This is a genomic window from Bacillus sp. SRL543, from assembly GCF_984799205.1.
Map to the genome: position 1 here is coordinate 2,392,079 of NZ_OZ481794.1, position 16,806 is coordinate 2,408,884.

Here is a 16,806-nt window from a genome sequence, read left to right on the forward strand (position 1 = left end):
CTTTTTCCCTGCTATTTGCCAATGAACATTTGTGTCCAGTAATTGCCTTCGCCAGTATGCCCTACTCCTATATGGGTGAAATTGCTGCTGAGGATATTCTTCCGATGCCCTTCACTTTTCATCCAGGCATCGACCACTTCTTCTGCAGATCTTTGACCCATGGCAATGTTTTCTCCTGCTGTTGAGTAATCCACTCCAAAGTCCCTCATCATATCAAATGGGGAGCCGTAAGTCGGACTGGTATGGGAAAAATAATTTTTCGCCTGCATATCATCCGATTTTTCCTGGGCGACTCCGCTCAGAGAATTGTCGGCCTTTAAAGCAGCAAGGCCGTTCTTTGTTCTTTCTGCATTGGTCAGCTCAATGACTTTTGATTCCATATCGCTGATGCTTTGGTCAGTGTTTCCTGCCTTTTTCTGTCCCTGCTCTTCTCCAGCACCCTGTTGTTGTTTTGGCTGTCCTGCTCCACCCTGTGCGCCAGGCTGCATGCCAGCATCCTGTCCGGCTCCGTTCTGTGCTCCAGGCTGCATGCCAGCACCCTGCCCGGCTCCGTTCTGTCCGCCCTGTCCGCCCTGTCCTGTCCCTTGATCGGCCTGCTGTCCTTTCTGCCCTCTTTCCTCACCAGTATAAAATCTGAACATACCGGTTTTGAATTGTTCTGCATGAGGGAAATCTTTGCTCCCCATGCTTGTGCTGTAAGAGTTGGGATCAATCGTTATAAAGCCGCTGTTGATCTCCTGGAGGCTTTCCGCCATCCCTTTGCCCTGCTGTCCGTCCCTGTCATTTAAAAAATCAGTCTGCCCCTGTCTCCCATTCCCTGCGTTAAGTGTGTTCAATCTGTTCTGGCTGTCATCTGCCGCATTATTTGAAGCACATGCGGACACCAGCAGCACAGCGAAAGCTGCCGGCAAAAAGCTGAATTTTATTTTGCTCATTCTGTTAACCCCTTTTCATAATAATGTAACGGTCTTATTTTGCACTGCAGGACCGAATTTATTATGAATGGAATTATTTTTCAGCAGGAATGATCAGGGTATTTCCCAGTCCTATCGTATAACATAATAATTGTCATAAAGGGCGAGCCAGCTCTGCGGGGCTCTCAGGCTGATTTGCCAGAAAGTGGTGCCGAGAAGCTGGTACCGGTCCATTAAGAGGTATTTCTGCATGTAGCTGCGCACATCATCAAACCATACAATATGAAGCTTTCCATCATTATAATAATTGAAAGAAGGCGCTGCCCTGGTGCTGTCATACTGGATAACTGCCCCTTTTTCTATCGCCAGGTTCTGTGCCCGGAGAACTGCCATAGAGACAGTCTTATTTTCAGGGCCGGATTTATCATACCCGTATAGAGGCATGGCCATCTGCAGCTTTCGTGGCGGAATCTTGGTGATGCTGTACCGGATGACCTCTTCCATCCATGGCAGCGGTGAAACTGGCTCAGGCGGCCCGCCGGGATAGCCGTAATCGATCGTCATTAAGGCAACAATGTCTGCGGCAGCACCGATTGCTTCATAATCATAGGCCCCAATGATCCTGTTTGTTGGAATATCCTCTGTTTTTGCATGGACATTGACATGGAGAATCAGATTTCCAAGAGCATCCTTCAGCTCAGCAAGAAATCGGGAAAAACTGTTCCTTTGGGGCGGCGGTACAAATTCGAAATCAATGCTGATGCCGCTGTATCCCTTTTCTCTGGCAAGTCTCGCAATGCTGCTGATCAAATTGGCCGAATATTGTTCATTTCCCAGCACTCTTCCCGCCAATTCAGGATCAAAGTCGCCATTCTGATAATTGCGGATCATGAGCAGCGGTAGAATTCCCAGCTCCTTGCTTTTATTGATAACAGAGGTGTCATCAAGGAGCCTGTAGGCTGTTCCGTCTTCCTGAAATGAATAGGCAGTGATGGCAAGATAGGTAAGGAGCGGCGAAATCCCTTCCAGAATGGGATATATAGCCTCAGTATTATAAGGCAAAATAAATCCAAGCGTCTGAATTCTATACTTAAGGGGTGATGGGATAAATATACTTTGTCCTGGCTGAAGATTATATGGATTTAAGCCGGGATTGGCCTTCAGAACAGATTCAATCTGTGTCTGATAGAAAAGGGAAAGTGAATACACAGTGTCACCTTCCCTGATTATATGAGAGCGGACAGGCAGATTGCCCGCAGGGATATACAGTGCCAGCCCAGGCACTATTTCATTGGCGTCCTCCAATCCATTGAGAAGTAAGATATCGGACGGGGAAACAGAATATTCATTGGCAATCTGCCATAAGGTGTCTCCGTATGATACAACATGGATTCCCATTGCAGCACCTCAGATAGGTTTTTAATACCATCATATGGAAGTCCTTCCTATAATAGAATGTAGATAGCTGAAAACGTCCAGAATCCTTTTCAAAAGAAAAAACAGGGCTCTCATCGCCCTGTTTAAAATCTTATTAATATTTGCTGTAGTCATCCGTATCCGGTGAAACCATTCCTCCGGCTCCGGAAGTATTAACATCAGGATCAGCGCCTTCAGGCTGGGAAGGAAGCTTATGGTGCTTATATTCTTTGTTGTTTTCATCAGCCAAAGGTGTCTGGCTATGATCTTTCTCATCTACAGATAGAATCTCGAACTCTGTGCCCTGCAAGTACCCTTCCAGCTTTGTCCTCATATCATCTCTATCTATCTTTCCTTCAAAACGCAGCTCTGCATTAACGGTTATCATGAACAATCCGCCCTTTCTTTTAAATAAGTTATTTATGCCTGATTTATCACGAAGATGTGCCGGGAGTTGTTTCACCTTTCAGTGTTTCCTTTGCTTCTTCTATGGTTGTGAAAACCAATACGTCTGTTACCTGTTGCCCATCATGTGATACTGCAAGGAATCCGTCTGCGAGCTGATGGATGTCTGCCAGGGTCCCTTCCTCTCCGCCATCTAGCTTGACCGATTCTTTGAACTCCAGCTGCCCTTTTTCAGCCCATGACTGAACCTCGGCTGAATAGGTCCCATAATCCATTCCTTCTGTAATCCGGTCATCGAGTTCTCCTGCACTGAGCTTTTTCTTCTCTCCTTCCGTATTCGTCTGTGAATTATATCCTTCGGTCGTATTTTGTTCATCTGATACGGTTTCTTTGTCTTCTTCGGCACCGCATCCTGAAAGCACTAAGGCTGCAGCGGCTGCCAGGGTGTATATCTTTTTCACCGGATCCACTCCTCCGCAATATGTTTTGTTACAATGTTATTACCCGTTTATCCAAAGAACATTCATCATAAATGCACATACTTGATATCAGCTCTCTCATTTGATAGGAAACTGAGTGACCAGATGGAAAAATATTTCCTTTCCTTAAAATGCGAATTCGACTATAATGTACTGTTAGGAAAGGAGGGTGTAAAATGGCTGAACTGACGCAATATGTTTTTTTCGATTTTGAAATGCTCTGCTCGAACAAAGGGATGCTGTTTGAAGATATGGAGGCAATCAGGCTCGGTGCTGTAAAATATGATTTACTCACTGAAAAACTTTCATTTTTCGATGAATATATCAAGCCGGAAAACCATAAGCCGCTCAGTATGTTCTGCAAAAGGCTGACTGGCATTGAAGATAAAGATCTTCGCGGTGCAGACGGATTTGCTGATGTTTTTTCCGCTTTTCTGTATTGGGTGAATGGAGTGAAAAAAACCAGGTTTTATTCATGGTCAAAAAGTGATCTATCCCGCCTGAATGCTGATGCTGCGAGACATAGGATTCCAGCTGAGACGATAGAAAAAATCAATTCCAGATATACTGATTTCCAGGAAGTGTTCTCAAACCGTGCGGCTAATAATACACCCTCTGTTGAAAATGCCCTGGCGCTGTATAACCTGGAGTTCGTCGGTGAAACGCACAACCCGATGTTCGATTCTTATAACACACTCAGGATATTCTTTGCTTTTGAGCGGAATCCCCAGCTCACCGAAAGGATTATGGCCGAAAGATTCATTTTGCCTGGGAGAAAACTCAGCATGGACCAAATAAATGGCGAGGTGAAAAGCCAGTTCGCCAAGGATATGGAAGATTTTTTTTCCAGTCTGCAATGGATTTATAAAATGAAGGATGCCCAGCAGCTTGTCAAGAAGGCGAAAAGGATATGCAAAAGGTATAAAAACGTCGCCGACAGCAGCTCCGGCATTTTTGATGAAGAAATCCGCCAGGATGCTAAGGACTTTATCCTTTTTTATGAAGGCCTCAAGAAAAATTATCTGGAGCATATCACCTATTCATCTAGAATCCTGATTCTGGATGAAGAGAATTTTTCATACAGGAAGATGCTTTTGGCAAGGATATCCGTGGATGAACAAGACCGGCAAGCCGTTTAAGGCTTTCGGATACATAATGATCAACACTAACTGCATGAGGAGCTGTATAAGATGGAAAGAATCAAACTTGGTGAGGATTTATCTTTCTCCCGCATCATACACGGTCTGTGGAGGCTTGCTGACTGGAATCAGACAGACGAAGAGACGCTGTCGTTAATTGAATATTGCCTGGAAATGGGCATTACTACGTTTGACCATGCCGACATTTATGGAGGCTATACTTGTGAGGGGCTGTTCGGCAAAGCGCTGGCCCTGAAACCTGAACTGAGGCAGAAAATGGAGCTCGTTACAAAATGCGGGATTGTCCTTAAGTCCCCAAACCGGCCCACCCATCAGTCCCATCACTATAATACAAGCCGGGATCATATAATAGAGTCAGTCAATTCTTCATTGAAAAACTTAAGAACAGATTATCTGGATGCACTGCTGATCCACCGCCCTGATCCTTTCATGGATCCTGAACAGACCGCGCAGGCGTTCATCGAACTGAAGGAAGCTGGAAAGGTCAGAAACTTTGGGGTATCGAACTTTAAGAGCCATCAATTCGATATGCTGCAGTCTTATCTGCCTTTCAAACTGGTCACCAATCAAATCGAGCTCTCTGCCTATCATCTGGAGAATTTTGAAGACGGTACACTGAATCATTGCCAGGAAAAAAGGATTGCTCCTATGGCCTGGTCCCCGCTTGCAGGAGGAAAGATTTTTTCAGCTCAAGATGTCAAAGCACAGAGGCTGCAGGACACTTTGAAAAATATAGCAATGGCGACAGGAGCCAGCGATATTGATGAAGTCCTTTATGCCTGGCTTCTGAACCATCCAGCCCGGATTATGCCCATCGTCGGGTCTGGCAAAAAGAACAGAATTGAAAAAGCAGTCAGAAGCATGAACCTGAAACTGGACCACCACCAGTGGTTCGATATCCTTCAAAGCTCCATGGGACATGAAGTACCATAAACAAAATCATAAAGGCCGGTCCACTTTTATAGTGGACCGGCCTTTATGATTTTGTTCAAATGTCAATATAATTATTGGAACATGCCTTTGAAAGCTGGAGTAGAAATATCCACACCTTCAAAAACCTTTGTCATGCCAGCAATATAATCTTCTTTGAATGCGTCTGCTTCAGCAAGGTCCTCTGAACCTGCTTTAAGAAGCTCGCCTTTTTTTGTGAAGTATTGAACGAGACTGTCAGATGCACCTTCGATATCTGCCGAATAATCGCTCAATTCTTCCGGAATTTCAATCCCGTCAATCCCAGGTTCAAAAGCGGAAGCGGCTTCTGCAGGATCCTTGCCTTCTTCAGCAAAAGATGCTTCAGTACTGCGGATAAGCTTTGTGACTTCAGATTGGTAGCTGAGGAGCGCAGATTTCTGTTCTTTGCTGCCGTCAGCCTGTTCTGCTGTTTCTGTCTCAGCGGCTGTAGTGTCCTTTTCGGTATCTGCCTCTTTTGACGTGTCATCTGAACACGCTGCCAAACCGGCAGTCATAAGGGAAGCCATTAATAATGCCATCAATTTTTTCATTCTTCTCTCTCTCCTTTTTCTGTTGACCCTTTTTTTATAAAGATTATTTACTGACAATTTATAATTTAACTAGTTTTCTTACTTTTTTCAACCCCTTTTTGTTCGAAAGTCGAAACAAAAAGGTATTTTTAAATAATGTTTAAATATTATGAATAGATTAAATATTTACATTTTTATCTCCCCGGCAAAAAAAAGACCTCCGCCTGGAGGTCTGGTCTAGCTGGTTTTTCTTCCTTTGATAAGATTGATGACGAGCAGGACAGCGGCAACGACGAGAAGAATATGGATAATCCCACCTGCGATTTTAAAAATGAGGCCAAGCAGCCAGAGCACGAGAAGAGCTCCTATAATAAATTTTAGCATGATTATCTTCCTTTCAATTCATGGTAGCATTCAGATACCCTTTGATGCTATAGCATAAACACATAATGTCAGCCGTGATCCGCTTCATCCTGTACAAATTCAGTCACGCTCGTATATTCGCCTCTCTGCCTTTCCTGATCAGACGCTTCCTGGTTCAGTTCGTCACTGTCTTTAATTCCCGGAGCCATTGCAGGTTCTTTCTTGGGCAAGTTGATCACTCCTTTTTTAATGTTACTATCTCCTTTTGAAGAAATCATATTCCCGGTTTAGCCCCACCCAGAAAGGGAAAAAAACCATTAAGCAAGTGAAAGGAGTTTTTTATATGATTAAAAACTACTCAGTTGTACCCAATAAGGATGAAAACCTCTGGCTGGTCAAACTGGAAGATGCCGCACCTGCAGCCCAGTTCGGCAGCCGTTCAGCGGCAGTGGACGAAGCTGAAAAGATGGCCAAAAACAATATGCCGAGTAAGGTAATCGTTTTGGATGATAATCATGAAGTCATCGACGAAAAATTATTTCAGTAAAATAAAGAGCCCAGCCTTTACTGGCTGGGCTTAACCATTGCTGTTTGAATCCCCATCAAGCAGAGACTTCAATAGCAGCCTGTAAGAGCTGCAGAGCTCTTCCCCTTCCGTGTCGCCAGCTTCCCAGCAATATTCCCTGAATGTGTCCATTTCCGCAAAGACCAAATGAAGCAGTCCTTCATCAAGCTTCAAATTCATCTTCAGACCTGCTGCATCCTTCCAGGGAAGCTGCATCAACAGCTGCTGATAAAGATCATGGAAGATACTGTACTCCCTTTTCAGCTGTTCCCTCTCACCTATAAGGATGTCGTCTCTGGTCTGGATCACTTCCCCCCTCCAATGGATATTGAAGGTGCAAAACGCCAGCCAAAAAGATCTTTCCGACGGCGAAATCATAATGGTCCCGGCAATGTTTGCCTCTTTGCCTTCATCAAACGAGAAAATTTCCATACATGCCTCCCGGTCTGTTCGACTCTGAATGGGTCACCTGCCTATTATTTGCAGCTTTTCTGCATTCATTACATAGGATATCGCAAAACAAGAAAGGAGCTGTGCCCTATCAGAAACCATGCTAATTCAGAAATTCCGCCTATCCTATTCACTGAGACCCTTAAAGATTCTGACCGCGTGAATCAGGCTATCTATAAAGACAGTCTATTCAAAGAGGCTGTCACACGGGCAATTGAATCTGTAAAATTTGATATGCTCACTGCTGCAGACCGTCATACAGAACATCTGACCAAGCTGGAAGCAGCTTATATAAAAAAGCTGAAAGAAAATATGCTGCAGCAGGAGGAAGCTGCCTTAATGATTCTTCAGCGCCTTGAACAGATGGAGAATCATCACCAGCATCTTGCAGAAAAAGTAGAGCAGAAAGCCGCTGGCCGCGAGAGTTGGCATGAACAGCAAATGATCCAGGAAACGATGATGCTGGAACTTTCCCGCAAGATAGATAATCTGCTCCCGGCTGATGGCCTTTTAGAAGACCAGGAAGACTTGAAGAATAAGGTGAATTCTCTCGCAAGTCTGCATGAAATGACCCATGTGACCATTATGGAGCGCCTGGATAAACAGGAAGATCTGCTTCAGAAACTGGGCAGGCATTACGAAGAACTGCGTTCAGGCATGCAGGATCGATTTGCCGCTGTCAGCAGTTTTCTGGAAGACCGTTTTTATCAGCTGACACAGCCTGTACAGCGTTTCGTAATTAAAGAAAAACAGATGCAAAATAAGGACGATGAAAAAACTATTATATAATCGAGTAGGAGGCACGTCACCGTGCCGACCTCTCACAGCACCGTACGTACCGTTCGGTATACGGCGCCTCGAAAGTTTTATGAAATGATTACTTGTAACGATTTTAAACCTAGCTGTCGCCAATACTTATTGTTCAAGGCGGCATTAATTACAGGATTTCGGGAGTTGCGCCAATAACCCTTTCGGGTATTGGCGTTTTTCCATGCATTTTCTCTTGAGATACCTAATTTCCTAAGGTTTTTGTATTTGGTCTTTATCTTTTTCCATTGTTTCCACAGGCACGCTCTCAGTCTACGACGGATATGTTTATCGATATCCTCTGCGTATGATTTTATATCCCCAACTTTAAAATAGTTCCCCCATCCCTGGATGAGTTGATTAATTTTAAGGATTCTGTAAGTCATACTTACTCCCCAGTTACGGTTTGTCAGCTTCAGTAGCTTGGTTTCAAGCCTTTGTTTTGATTTCTTTGGCACGTACACCCTGGTTTTCGTTCTATAGAAACTCACTCCTAAGAATGTCCGTGCACTCGGCTTTCCCACCGCACTTTTCTCCTCGTTGACCTTTAGCTTTAATTTTCTCTCTAGAAACTCTGTAACTCCTTGTTTAACTCTCTCTCCAGCTTTAATGCTCTTAACATAGATATTGCAGTCATCTGCGTAGCGTACAAATTTATGTCCTCTTTTCTCCAGCTCCTTATCTAATTCATTAAGCATAATATTGCTGAGAAGAGGGCTTAAGGGACCTCCTTGCGGAGTCCCCTCTCTGTTGGTAATAACCACACCGTTCACCATAACCCCGGCTTGAAGAAATCTTCGGATAAGCTTAAGTGTCGGTTTATCAGAGATGGTCTTGGCTATCAGAGACATTAGCTTGTCATGCTGGACTCGGTCAAAGAATTTCTCTAGATCCATATCTACAACGAAGTTGTAGCCTTCTTCGATGTATTGCCTTGCTTGTTCAATGGCTTGATGTGCACTCTTATTTGGTCGAAAGCCATAACTGAAGTGGCTGAACTGCCTTTCAAATATAGGTGTTAACCTTTGAACCACGGCTTGCTGAATCACACGGTCCGTCACAGTAGGAATTCCAAGCTGTCGTTTTCCACCGTTTGCTTTAGGTATCTCAACCCTTCTAACTGGCTGAGGTTTGTACTTTCCTTCTCGTATCAGTTGAATAATCTCTTGTCCATTTTCCCTCAAATATAGGCGAGTAGCTTCTATATCTTTCTCATCGACACCAGCTGCTCCTTTGTTTCGTTTAACCTTTTTGAAAGCAAAGCCAAGGTTTTCAGTATCAACGATACGGTCAATCAATGTTTCGTTACATTCCATATTGTTTCCATGTTATTGAGATTGCAAAAAAGTAACTCCACGCTAGTTCAAGGTTTCCAGCTTTCCGAGCGTTCTGCCTTAAACCAGATTTGTTGGCTGTGTCATCGTTCTTTTGTAAAGTTTCTCTAACATGGTAGCTCCTTTCGTTCCGCCCTTCTCAACAAATAGTTGATACTATGGCTTCTGCTGACTTCTCTTAGTTCAGCTGCTTATCACTAAGCAGGTTCTCCTTCCGGAGGTTTCTAAGAGACCTCCCGGGGTAAGTTCATCCACTTTCTCCTCATACATCTGCCACATTTATGTCTGTTCCATCCGGGGATATTTTGGACTTTGTTTTGTTTTGCAAACTCGTCCTGAAACAGTCCACCTCAAATGTGATTCGTGTACCTCAGACCGAGGATTTGCCTAGGGCTTCCTTCAGATTCCACGTCGCCATGGACACCCTTGCCTTCAGCTAATGGTTCGCATATCCCAACGCCCATAGCGGACTTGCACCGCCTAGTTGATGAACATGCCCGGCACACAATGAAAAAGAGGCCGAATGGAATATCGGCCTCTTTTTTACATCGTATATATCAATCGAGTATCCTGACTGTCAGTGTCTGTCTGCCAAACTTGATTGCTTCTTCTTTAGATGGGATGAAGACATCAATTTTATTTCCTTTAATGCTGCCCCCAGTATCTCCGGCAATCGCATTGCCATATCCTTCTACATATACCTTGGAGCCAAGCGGAATGACATTGGGATCTACCGAAATGACTTTCTGATCTGGATTTGCATTTAAATCGATTCCGGTAGATGTAACGCCGGAACAGCCTTCACAGCTGGCAGTATAGGCGGTTGCCGTAACGGTGATTTCCTTGCCTGCCTCTTCCTCCTGGACGGGTGAACTTTCTTCTGGAGCAGGCTGGGTACTTTCTGATGCTTGGCTCTCAGCTGGCTTTGTCACAGCTGGGGATGCTTTTTCAGGAGCAGGTGTCTTCTCAGCAGCTGGTACTGCCTGCTGATTTTCAGTCTGTTCCTGTGCTTTAGGAGCCGATGCTGCCGTTTTTGCCTTGTTGCTTCCTGCTGGATGGATGACCAGAACCTGTCCAGGATAAATCAAATCTGACTGCAAATCGTTCCATTGCATTAACTCGCCGACGGTTACGCTGTAATTTTTGCTGATATCCCAAAGCGTATCACCGGATTTAATTATGTATTTTTTTTCCGGAAAAATAGAAAGAGTCGATCCTGCTATAATCATGTCCGAGGATAAGGCATTCCACTGCTTGATATTATCTATGGTTACTTCATATTTTTGGGAAAGGCCCCAAAGGGTATCTCCCTTTTTTACGGAAATTTCATCTGCTTTCACATTGGATCCGGCTGCTCCGGCCATGGCGGCTGCTGCCACTAAAGATAAGATTTGTTTTTTCATTATGATTACCTCCTGATAGCTATTTCTGGCTAACGGAATCTATCATAGCACGAATAAATCTGAGAAAAAGAACAGGCAGATAATAAATACTTTACGTTCATGACAAGCATTTAACAGCAATATTTCGGTTCTCGAATTTTCACCTATTTTTTGTCTGATGTGGAAAATTCTAAAATTAATTAAATTTTCCCTTCACAAATAATTGCTCTGAATGTATACTGTACTATAACAGAAACAAATAATTTTAGTTGTATTATAAAAGGAGGAGTTTACAATGATTAAGAACCCGGTTGAATTTTTCAGAAATCTTTCAAAGAAGGAATGCCCGGAATGCGGCGGGCATATGGAGGAGCAGGCAGAATCCTACTTGCTTGAATGCGACAGATGCCTTGCTAAAAAACATGAATAGAAATCAGAAAACGGGCTAAGCCCGTTTTTTCTTGTTGTAAAGATTAAAAATATTTAGATAAAGGATATGAAAATGCCTTCAGATGAAGTATAATTTCCTTAGGGAATCGAAACATTTTCCCGTTTTACATAAAGGAGGCGCTTTATAGATGACTGAAAAAACACTTGTTAAGAGACTCGCACGCTCAGAGGTCCCTGAGGCAATGACGTGGAATTTGAATGATTTGTTCGCATCTGAAGAAAGCTGGAGAAGTGAGCTTGAAGCTCTCGAAGCTGATCTGTCCCAGTTTGATTCATATAAAGGCAGGCTTGCCGGCGGCTCTGCTGTACTAAAGGAATGCCTGCTGGCACAGGAAGCCTATTCCATACGGATGGTCCAGGCAGGAACTTATGCTTCCCTGCGCCAATCTGAAGATGGTTCAGATCCTGACAATCAGTCCAACTCATCTCTTGCAGCCTCGCTCCGTGCAAAGGTGAATTCCTCCCTTTCTTTTATTGAATCGGAAATCCTTGCTTTCGAGGATGGGCTGCTTGAGAAATACATAAAAGAACAGCCGGAGCTGGAAGCGTTCAGAAAGAATCTTGAAGAGCTTCTTGAAACAAAAAAACATAAGCTTAGCCCGGAGACAGAAGAAATCCTTGCCTCACTGGGCGAGGTGCATGCCTCTCCTTATCAGGTTTATCAGAACAGCAAGCTGGCTGATATGCAGTTTGCTTCATTTGAGGACAAGGAGGGCAATGTGCTGCCGAACTCTTTCGCCCTGTTTGAGGACCGGTATGAATTTTCACCTGATACACTTACAAGAAGAGCCGCTTATGAATCATTCACCGATACACTGAAACAGTATAAAAACACGTTTGCTGCCGCTTATTCGGCGGAAGTGAAAAGGCAGGTCGTACTGTCAAGGGCGAGAAAGTATGAATCTGCAACAGAAATGCTGCTGGAGCCTCAGCAGGTTACAGAGGAGATGTATCACAATCAGCTTGATATCATCGGGGAAGAATTGGCCCCTATCATGCGCAAGTATGCTGAACTGAAAAAGACGGTCCTTGGACTTGATAAGATGACATTTGCTGACCTTAAGGCGCCTCTTGACCCTGAATTCAACCCGCCCACCACTTATGAGTCTGCCAGTGAAGTTATCCTTGAGGCTCTTCAGGTGATGGGGCCAGAATACACAGAAATTATGAAAAAAGGCCTTGAAGACAGATGGGTCGACCTTGCCGACAATATCGGCAAATCGACAGGTGCGTTCTGCTCAAGCCCATACGGCTCCCACCCTTATATCCTGATCACATGGACAGATACAATGCGCGGAGCATTCGTGCTTGCCCATGAATTGGGCCATGCCGGCCACTTCTATCTGGCGAATAAAAATCAGAGGATCATGAATACCCGTCCTTCCACGTATTTTGTAGAAGCGCCATCGACGATCAATGAGCTTCTGCTGGGCCAGCATCTTCTGGAAGGCACAGAAGATCCGCGGATGAAGCGCTGGGTCATCCTTCAGCTCCTTGGAACCTACTATCACAATTTTGTTACGCATCTGCTGGAAGGAAGATACCAGAGAAGGGTATATGCTTTAGCAGAGCAAGGGATTCCGCTGACAGCTTCTGTATTATCTAAAGAGAAAAAACAGGTGCTTGAAGATTTCTGGGGCAGTTCAGTTGAGATTGATGAAGGTGCAAGCCTTACATGGATGAGGCAGCCTCATTATTATATGGGACTGTATCCTTATACTTACTCTGCAGGATTGACTGTATCAACTGCCGTTGCACAAAAGATCAAAGAAGAAGGTCAGCCTGCCGTCGAGCAGTGGATCAATGTACTGAAAGCCGGCGGCACGAAAAAGCCGCTTGATCTTATCAAGGATGCTGGCGTCGATATGAGCAAGCCGGATTCAATCCGGAAAGCCGTTTCTTTTGTTGGCTCTCTTGTAGATGAACTGGCAGACAGCTACCAATAAATATCAAAAGGTGAGCCTGATTCAGGCTCACCTTTCTTATTTCAGCGGCTTCAGTGCAACTGTATTGTCTATAAAGAGGAATCCGTCATACCGGCCTGAAATCTGTGTAGGAACATAGTTTCCATTAAGTTCAAACTCCGGATTATACACGACCCCAATCGCTCTGTGTCCAATCGTTTCTTGAAAAAGGCCGCCATTTTCGCTGTTGAAGAGTAAGAGCTTATTATATGCACCTGCCCGGTGAAGCAAATCCTCCCAGCTCCCTTCTGCTGCAGGAGGAACAAACATGACTTCCCTTCTCTCCCCCCAGCTGCGGCCGGCAATCACTGTCCCTTCATAAGTTCCGAGGCCGAGCGCGAATACTTTGCCATCATACCTTTCCCTTAGGATCTGGCCAACATTCGTCATGCCATGCTGTTCCATATCAGTCGCTCTCGCATCACCAATATGCGTGTTGTGCTCCCAGACGACTATCTTTGTATCCTCACCATAAAATTTGATGATCTCCTCCATTGCGCTGACCATATGCCTGTCCCTTATGTTCCAGTCTTCAGCTCCCCCTTTCACCATCGAGCGGTAATAGTTTTCCGCATGAAGCGCCACAAGGCTGTTGACTGAAAGATTGAGAGCCGTTTCATTTTGGGGAGGATATTTCGTCATGTTTCTCCGGATATTAAGCAGCAGTGCCATCACTTCTTCCTCGCACGACTTTCCGTAAAAGCCAGAAGACACAGCATAATCCTCAGGATTTCTGTAATAAGGCTCAAAACAGGAAAAAGCCTTTTTGGCAGCCTCAGCTTCAAGGAAGCTGCCTTTTTCCAAATGTTTGATGATTTCCTCCATGGATTCCCACAAGCTGTAAACATCCAATCCGTAAAAGCCGATCATATCTTCTTCCTGTTCATTATAATTCCTGAGCCACACGATGAAATCCTGGACCTCCTGATTGGCCCACATCCACTCCGGCCATCTGCTGAATGCTGCATTCAATACATCTTGAGGCAGACGCTGGTTATAGGACTTAATATAGCTGTTGATTTCAAAGCATGATGGCCAGTCCCCCTCTACACAGACAGCCTTGAATCCATATTGTTCAATAAGCTTTTTTGTCAGCTCTGCCCTCCAGGTATAAAATTCGGATGTTCCGTGGGAAGCTTCCCCCAGCAGGACGAATTGGGAACTGCCGGCAGCTTTTGCTGCTGCATCTAAGTTATTGAAATCATCGATCCTTATGCTGTGCGCCTGGATATCTGAAATCATTTTTTCTGCGTTTTTATTGAACATTAGGTTCCTCCTTTGTTTTTTCTATCTGTAATGCGTATTTCCCGGCTGCACACACCCTAAAGCCCATGCTTTAATTTGGTCGTAATGAATAGTGGAGATACATCAGGAAAAACTTTAAAAGAGAGAGCTGGAAAAAAGGAGGTACAATCATTGCAGGAGAAAAAAAATGAAGACCCTAAAAGTTTTGCACCTTCTGAGCCAGAAATGAAGATAGACACCGATGCCCGCGGGATCAATGACAGAATTACGCCCGGAGACTCCGTCAATGAGCATGAATCACAGGAAACAGCGAATAGCATCATTGCTGCAGGCGAAATCGGCCAGCAAAACGAGAACTTATAAAGGAGAATGACAATATGGATATGATTAACCCTAGAGAAGTGAAAACCGGGGACGAGGTTTTCGTTATATATAACAATCCCCATACCCCTACCGTTTCAAATATCCGGGCCGCAGAAATTGTCCAGCACCCAAAAGATCCAAACGCTTTTGCTCTATTCCTAAACGAAACCTTTCACGTAATCGAAGACGACGACGCCCTGTTCACCTCACAAGCCGCCGCAGAAAAAGCATTTGAAGAACATTATGAATAGAAAAGCGGAAAAGCCTTGTTCAGACCCGACAGGCATAAGGCGCTTAGGAATAGAAGGCGTTCTTTGCCTTCAATTCCTAAGTGACTTATGACTCGAGGGTCTAGGCTTTGGAGCTGGACAAATAGAAAAGCGGAGGCGGCTGTTCAAAACAGGAACGCAGGCTAAGTATGCCGAGTCCTGCAGACAAAAAAAGAAGCCTGGCGAGGTCCAGGCTTCTTCGCATTAAGCGTGCAGCATCAAATCTTTGGGAGCTCTCTTATTTCAGCAGTCATGCCTGTTCCGCAAAGGGGGCATAATAGGTCGTCAGATGCGAAATTCTTTCTCATCCAGCCATTGCAGGAATCCCCGGCGCAGGAGTATACTTCAGTATCCATCAAAATATCTTCAGGCTTTTCTTCTTGTGCTCTCTTGTTGAAAAAAATAGGAATCGCCTCCTTTTTTTCTAGTATGTGCATGTTCTTCCTTTTTAACCTGTAAAAAAAATGACCCGGGGGGATTTTAATTGAAGTCAGAAAAAAGATATACTGCTGCAGGAACTGATATTGAGGAAGTAAAGAAGAAAAATGCAGACTCTGGACTTTCGTACAACGAAGTAAAAAGGCTGCTGGCAGAAAGGCATCAAAGCAAGAATAAATAACAGCCGCGACAAGCGGCTGTTTGCTTTCAATCTAGCTCCCAAGGCCATATGCAGGCATTTTGGCTAAGGGAGTAAGACGGTATGTTCTGTGGCTGAGAATGTAAATTTCGTGCATCCTATTTACTTCCTGCTGCCTTTTTTATTTTCCCCGCAGCAGGAAAAACCCGGAGCAAGAAGCTCCGGGACATTTGATTCTCAATTATTCATTTTTCAGGTCTTCAGGCAGAGTATTATGAAGGCTTTTCGGTGCAGGGTTCAGGAAAGGCTTCTCTGCATTTGGCTTAGGATCAGCTACATATTCATAAGTTCCCTGGCCATCAAGAGCCGGGCCGCTTGCCCAGCGTCCTGCGCCGCTTTCCTGGCCTTCGGAAAGATTATAGAGCTTATAGGCAATGTCCTTTTTCTCAAGCTCGCGAGGGAATGTGCTCGGAGCAATGATCCCTTCTTTTTCCTCCAGTTCAGCTATGGCTGCCATCCATTGATTCTGATGGTATGAATCCCTTGCGATGAGTGTTGAAAGCAAATCCTTCACCCCGGCGTCATCGGACATTTCATATAGTCTCACTGCCTGCAGACGGCCCTGTGATTCAGCATTGAGGTTTGCCCTGAAATCAGCAAGAAGGTTGCCGCTCGCAATTGTATAGCTTCCCATCCATGGGTTGCCGACGCTATCGCTAGGGCGTGCACCAAGTCCGCTTACAATCGCATGCTGCGGATTCATCCCTCCGAGCACTGCCCCAATGACAGGATCTTTTGCTGCATCTTCCTGGTCCTTGACAGGTGCATTATCGAGCAGGCGGGCAACCATTGTCGCCAGCATTTCAACATGTCCGATTTCTTCCGTTCCTATATCTAAAAGCAGGTCCCGGTACTTTTCATTCCCGCGCGTTGCCCATCCCTGGAATAAATATTGCATGGCAACGGTCATTTCACCATACTGTCCGCCGATCAGCTCCTGAAGCTTCTTGGCAAACAAAGGATCCGGACGTTCCGGCCTTGCTTCAAACTGCAATTCTTTTACATGATAAAACATAAAATTCCTCCTCGACAGGTGATATTTAGTTTGGCTGGATAAGCCTTCCTAAAATTAGTACCCATGTACCAGCACCCTAAACTCAAGAGGAATAGTAAAAAATATTT

The 16,806-nt window shown here is 44.7% G+C and carries 22 protein-coding genes; 9 read left to right on the forward strand and 13 right to left on the reverse strand.

Annotated elements, in window-relative coordinates; translation table 11 throughout:
* Window positions 1-11: 11 nt before the first annotated feature.
* The 4 genes from AC4E8B_RS11960 to AC4E8B_RS11975 all read right to left on the reverse strand — a co-directional run bounded on the left by AC4E8B_RS11960 (window position 12) and on the right by AC4E8B_RS11975 (window position 3,196).
* Window positions 12-935: a CAP domain-containing protein gene (locus AC4E8B_RS11960; protein WP_490219259.1), complete on the reverse strand. Its 924-nt coding sequence runs from the start codon at window positions 933-935 to the stop codon at window positions 12-14.
* A gap of 111 nt (window positions 936-1,046) precedes the next feature.
* A complete protein-coding gene (locus AC4E8B_RS11965; protein WP_490219261.1) occupies window positions 1,047-2,312 on the reverse strand; it encodes a glycosyl hydrolase family 18 protein in 1,266 nt (421 codons plus the stop codon).
* A gap of 133 nt (window positions 2,313-2,445) precedes the next feature.
* Window positions 2,446-2,718 (reverse strand): hypothetical protein, encoded by a 273-nt coding sequence (locus AC4E8B_RS11970; protein ID WP_490219263.1) that lies wholly within the window; start codon window positions 2,716-2,718, stop codon window positions 2,446-2,448.
* Window positions 2,719-2,764: 46 nt separating this feature from the next.
* The gene (locus AC4E8B_RS11975; RefSeq protein WP_490219264.1) at window positions 2,765-3,196 is read right to left on the reverse strand and encodes a hypothetical protein; all 432 of its coding nucleotides are present in this window, start codon (window positions 3,194-3,196) and stop codon (window positions 2,765-2,767) included.
* 194 nt (window positions 3,197-3,390) lie between these two features.
* On the opposite strand from AC4E8B_RS11975, the gene AC4E8B_RS11980 reads away from it, so the two are divergent.
* Together AC4E8B_RS11980 and AC4E8B_RS11985 are read left to right on the forward strand one after the other, a co-directional pair.
* Window positions 3,391-4,353: a 3'-5' exonuclease gene (locus tag AC4E8B_RS11980; RefSeq protein ID WP_490219266.1), complete on the forward strand. Its 963-nt coding sequence runs from the start codon at window positions 3,391-3,393 to the stop codon at window positions 4,351-4,353.
* 51 nt (window positions 4,354-4,404) lie between these two features.
* Window positions 4,405-5,307, forward strand: coding sequence for an aldo/keto reductase (locus tag AC4E8B_RS11985; RefSeq protein WP_490219268.1), 903 nt, complete (start codon window positions 4,405-4,407; stop codon window positions 5,305-5,307).
* Between the two features lie 71 nt (window positions 5,308-5,378).
* Here AC4E8B_RS11985 and AC4E8B_RS11990 read toward each other — a convergent pair whose 3' ends face one another.
* From AC4E8B_RS11990 to AC4E8B_RS12000, 3 genes are all read right to left on the reverse strand, one after another.
* Window positions 5,379-5,876 (reverse strand): hypothetical protein, encoded by a 498-nt coding sequence (locus tag AC4E8B_RS11990; protein WP_490219269.1) that lies wholly within the window; start codon window positions 5,874-5,876, stop codon window positions 5,379-5,381.
* 216 nt (window positions 5,877-6,092) lie between these two features.
* Complete coding sequence (locus AC4E8B_RS11995) at window positions 6,093-6,239, reverse strand: lmo0937 family membrane protein (protein WP_490219271.1); 147 nt, start codon at window positions 6,237-6,239, stop codon at window positions 6,093-6,095.
* 68 nt (window positions 6,240-6,307) lie between these two features.
* Window positions 6,308-6,448, reverse strand: a complete 141-nt coding sequence (locus AC4E8B_RS12000; protein WP_490219272.1) for a hypothetical protein — start codon at window positions 6,446-6,448, stop codon at window positions 6,308-6,310.
* 113 nt (window positions 6,449-6,561) lie between these two features.
* Between AC4E8B_RS12000 and AC4E8B_RS12005 the strand changes: the two genes are divergently transcribed.
* Window positions 6,562-6,765 carry a DUF2188 domain-containing protein gene (locus AC4E8B_RS12005; RefSeq protein WP_490219274.1) on the forward strand — a complete coding sequence of 68 codons (204 nt, stop codon included), beginning with the start codon at window positions 6,562-6,564 and terminating at the stop codon, window positions 6,763-6,765.
* Between the two features lie 30 nt (window positions 6,766-6,795).
* Here the strand turns inward: AC4E8B_RS12005 and AC4E8B_RS12010 are convergent, their stop codons facing one another.
* Window positions 6,796-7,215 carry a hypothetical protein gene (locus tag AC4E8B_RS12010; RefSeq protein WP_490219276.1) on the reverse strand — a complete coding sequence of 140 codons (420 nt, stop codon included), beginning with the start codon at window positions 7,213-7,215 and terminating at the stop codon, window positions 6,796-6,798.
* 177 nt (window positions 7,216-7,392) lie between these two features.
* Between AC4E8B_RS12010 and AC4E8B_RS12015 the strand changes: the two genes are divergently transcribed.
* On the forward strand, window positions 7,393-8,022 hold the full coding sequence (locus AC4E8B_RS12015) for a hypothetical protein (protein ID WP_490219278.1): 630 nt from the start codon (window positions 7,393-7,395) through the stop codon (window positions 8,020-8,022).
* A 77-nt stretch (window positions 8,023-8,099) separates the two neighbouring features.
* On the opposite strand, the gene ltrA is transcribed toward AC4E8B_RS12015, so the two are convergent.
* Window positions 8,100-9,356 carry a group II intron reverse transcriptase/maturase gene (gene ltrA, locus AC4E8B_RS12020; RefSeq protein WP_490219280.1) on the reverse strand — a complete coding sequence of 419 codons (1,257 nt, stop codon included), beginning with the start codon at window positions 9,354-9,356 and terminating at the stop codon, window positions 8,100-8,102.
* 575 nt (window positions 9,357-9,931) lie between these two features.
* Window positions 9,932-10,777, reverse strand: a complete 846-nt coding sequence (locus AC4E8B_RS12025) for a 3D domain-containing protein (RefSeq protein WP_490219282.1) — start codon at window positions 10,775-10,777, stop codon at window positions 9,932-9,934.
* Between the two features lie 274 nt (window positions 10,778-11,051).
* Between AC4E8B_RS12025 and yhfH the strand changes: the two genes are divergently transcribed.
* Both yhfH and pepF read left to right on the forward strand, forming a co-directional pair.
* Window positions 11,052-11,186 carry a protein YhfH gene (yhfH, locus tag AC4E8B_RS12030; protein ID WP_490219283.1) on the forward strand — a complete coding sequence of 45 codons (135 nt, stop codon included), beginning with the start codon at window positions 11,052-11,054 and terminating at the stop codon, window positions 11,184-11,186.
* A gap of 148 nt (window positions 11,187-11,334) precedes the next feature.
* Window positions 11,335-13,152, forward strand: a complete 1,818-nt coding sequence (pepF, locus tag AC4E8B_RS12035; protein WP_490219285.1) for an oligoendopeptidase F — start codon at window positions 11,335-11,337, stop codon at window positions 13,150-13,152.
* A gap of 36 nt (window positions 13,153-13,188) precedes the next feature.
* On the opposite strand, the gene AC4E8B_RS12040 is transcribed toward pepF, so the two are convergent.
* Window positions 13,189-14,436 carry an erythromycin esterase family protein gene (locus AC4E8B_RS12040; RefSeq protein WP_490219287.1) on the reverse strand — a complete coding sequence of 416 codons (1,248 nt, stop codon included), beginning with the start codon at window positions 14,434-14,436 and terminating at the stop codon, window positions 13,189-13,191.
* 150 nt (window positions 14,437-14,586) lie between these two features.
* Between AC4E8B_RS12040 and AC4E8B_RS12045 the strand changes: the two genes are divergently transcribed.
* The gene (locus AC4E8B_RS12045; RefSeq protein WP_490219289.1) at window positions 14,587-14,778 is read left to right on the forward strand and encodes a hypothetical protein; all 192 of its coding nucleotides are present in this window, start codon (window positions 14,587-14,589) and stop codon (window positions 14,776-14,778) included.
* Between the two features lie 14 nt (window positions 14,779-14,792).
* Window positions 14,793-15,029 (forward strand): transcriptional regulator SplA domain-containing protein, encoded by a 237-nt coding sequence (locus AC4E8B_RS12050; protein WP_490219291.1) that lies wholly within the window; start codon window positions 14,793-14,795, stop codon window positions 15,027-15,029.
* Between the two features lie 236 nt (window positions 15,030-15,265).
* On the opposite strand, the gene AC4E8B_RS12055 is transcribed toward AC4E8B_RS12050, so the two are convergent.
* Entirely contained in the window at window positions 15,266-15,484 is a 219-nt protein-coding gene (locus AC4E8B_RS12055; RefSeq protein WP_490219292.1) for a cold-inducible protein YdjO-related protein, read from the reverse strand.
* A 47-nt stretch (window positions 15,485-15,531) separates the two neighbouring features.
* Here AC4E8B_RS12055 and AC4E8B_RS12060 point away from each other — a divergent pair, with 47 nt between their 5' ends.
* Complete coding sequence (locus AC4E8B_RS12060; RefSeq protein ID WP_490219294.1) at window positions 15,532-15,666, forward strand: hypothetical protein; 135 nt, start codon at window positions 15,532-15,534, stop codon at window positions 15,664-15,666.
* A 199-nt stretch (window positions 15,667-15,865) separates the two neighbouring features.
* Here AC4E8B_RS12060 and AC4E8B_RS12065 read toward each other — a convergent pair whose 3' ends face one another.
* Window positions 15,866-16,699 (reverse strand): manganese catalase, encoded by an 834-nt coding sequence (locus AC4E8B_RS12065; protein WP_490219295.1) that lies wholly within the window; start codon window positions 16,697-16,699, stop codon window positions 15,866-15,868.
* Window positions 16,700-16,806 lie beyond the last annotated feature (107 nt).

Coding starts and splice junctions, on each gene's coding strand:
- AC4E8B_RS12055 (WP_490219292.1), bottom strand. CDS start 15,484: ATGCACATACTAGAAAAAAAGGAGGCGATTCCTATTTTTTTCAACAAG.
- AC4E8B_RS12040 (WP_490219287.1), bottom strand. CDS start 14,436: ATGTTCAATAAAAACGCAGAAAAAATGATTTCAGATATCCAGGCGCAC.
- AC4E8B_RS11985 (WP_490219268.1), top strand. CDS start 4,405: ATGGAAAGAATCAAACTTGGTGAGGATTTATCTTTCTCCCGCATCATA.
- pepF (WP_490219285.1), top strand. CDS start 11,335: ATGACTGAAAAAACACTTGTTAAGAGACTCGCACGCTCAGAGGTCCCT.
- AC4E8B_RS11960 (WP_490219259.1), bottom strand. CDS start 935: ATGAGCAAAATAAAATTCAGCTTTTTGCCGGCAGCTTTCGCTGTGCTG.
- AC4E8B_RS11970 (WP_490219263.1), bottom strand. CDS start 2,718: ATGATAACCGTTAATGCAGAGCTGCGTTTTGAAGGAAAGATAGATAGA.
- AC4E8B_RS11990 (WP_490219269.1), bottom strand. CDS start 5,876: ATGAAAAAATTGATGGCATTATTAATGGCTTCCCTTATGACTGCCGGT.
- AC4E8B_RS11965 (WP_490219261.1), bottom strand. CDS start 2,312: ATGGGAATCCATGTTGTATCATACGGAGACACCTTATGGCAGATTGCC.
- AC4E8B_RS12050 (WP_490219291.1), top strand. CDS start 14,793: ATGGATATGATTAACCCTAGAGAAGTGAAAACCGGGGACGAGGTTTTC.
- ltrA (WP_490219280.1), bottom strand. CDS start 9,356: ATGGAATGTAACGAAACATTGATTGACCGTATCGTTGATACTGAAAAC.
- AC4E8B_RS12065 (WP_490219295.1), bottom strand. CDS start 16,699: ATGTTTTATCATGTAAAAGAATTGCAGTTTGAAGCAAGGCCGGAACGT.
- AC4E8B_RS11995 (WP_490219271.1), bottom strand. CDS start 6,239: ATGCTAAAATTTATTATAGGAGCTCTTCTCGTGCTCTGGCTGCTTGGC.
- AC4E8B_RS12010 (WP_490219276.1), bottom strand. CDS start 7,215: ATGGAAATTTTCTCGTTTGATGAAGGCAAAGAGGCAAACATTGCCGGG.
- AC4E8B_RS11980 (WP_490219266.1), top strand. CDS start 3,391: ATGGCTGAACTGACGCAATATGTTTTTTTCGATTTTGAAATGCTCTGC.
- AC4E8B_RS12025 (WP_490219282.1), bottom strand. CDS start 10,777: ATGAAAAAACAAATCTTATCTTTAGTGGCAGCAGCCGCCATGGCCGGA.
- yhfH (WP_490219283.1), top strand. CDS start 11,052: ATGATTAAGAACCCGGTTGAATTTTTCAGAAATCTTTCAAAGAAGGAA.
- AC4E8B_RS12005 (WP_490219274.1), top strand. CDS start 6,562: ATGATTAAAAACTACTCAGTTGTACCCAATAAGGATGAAAACCTCTGG.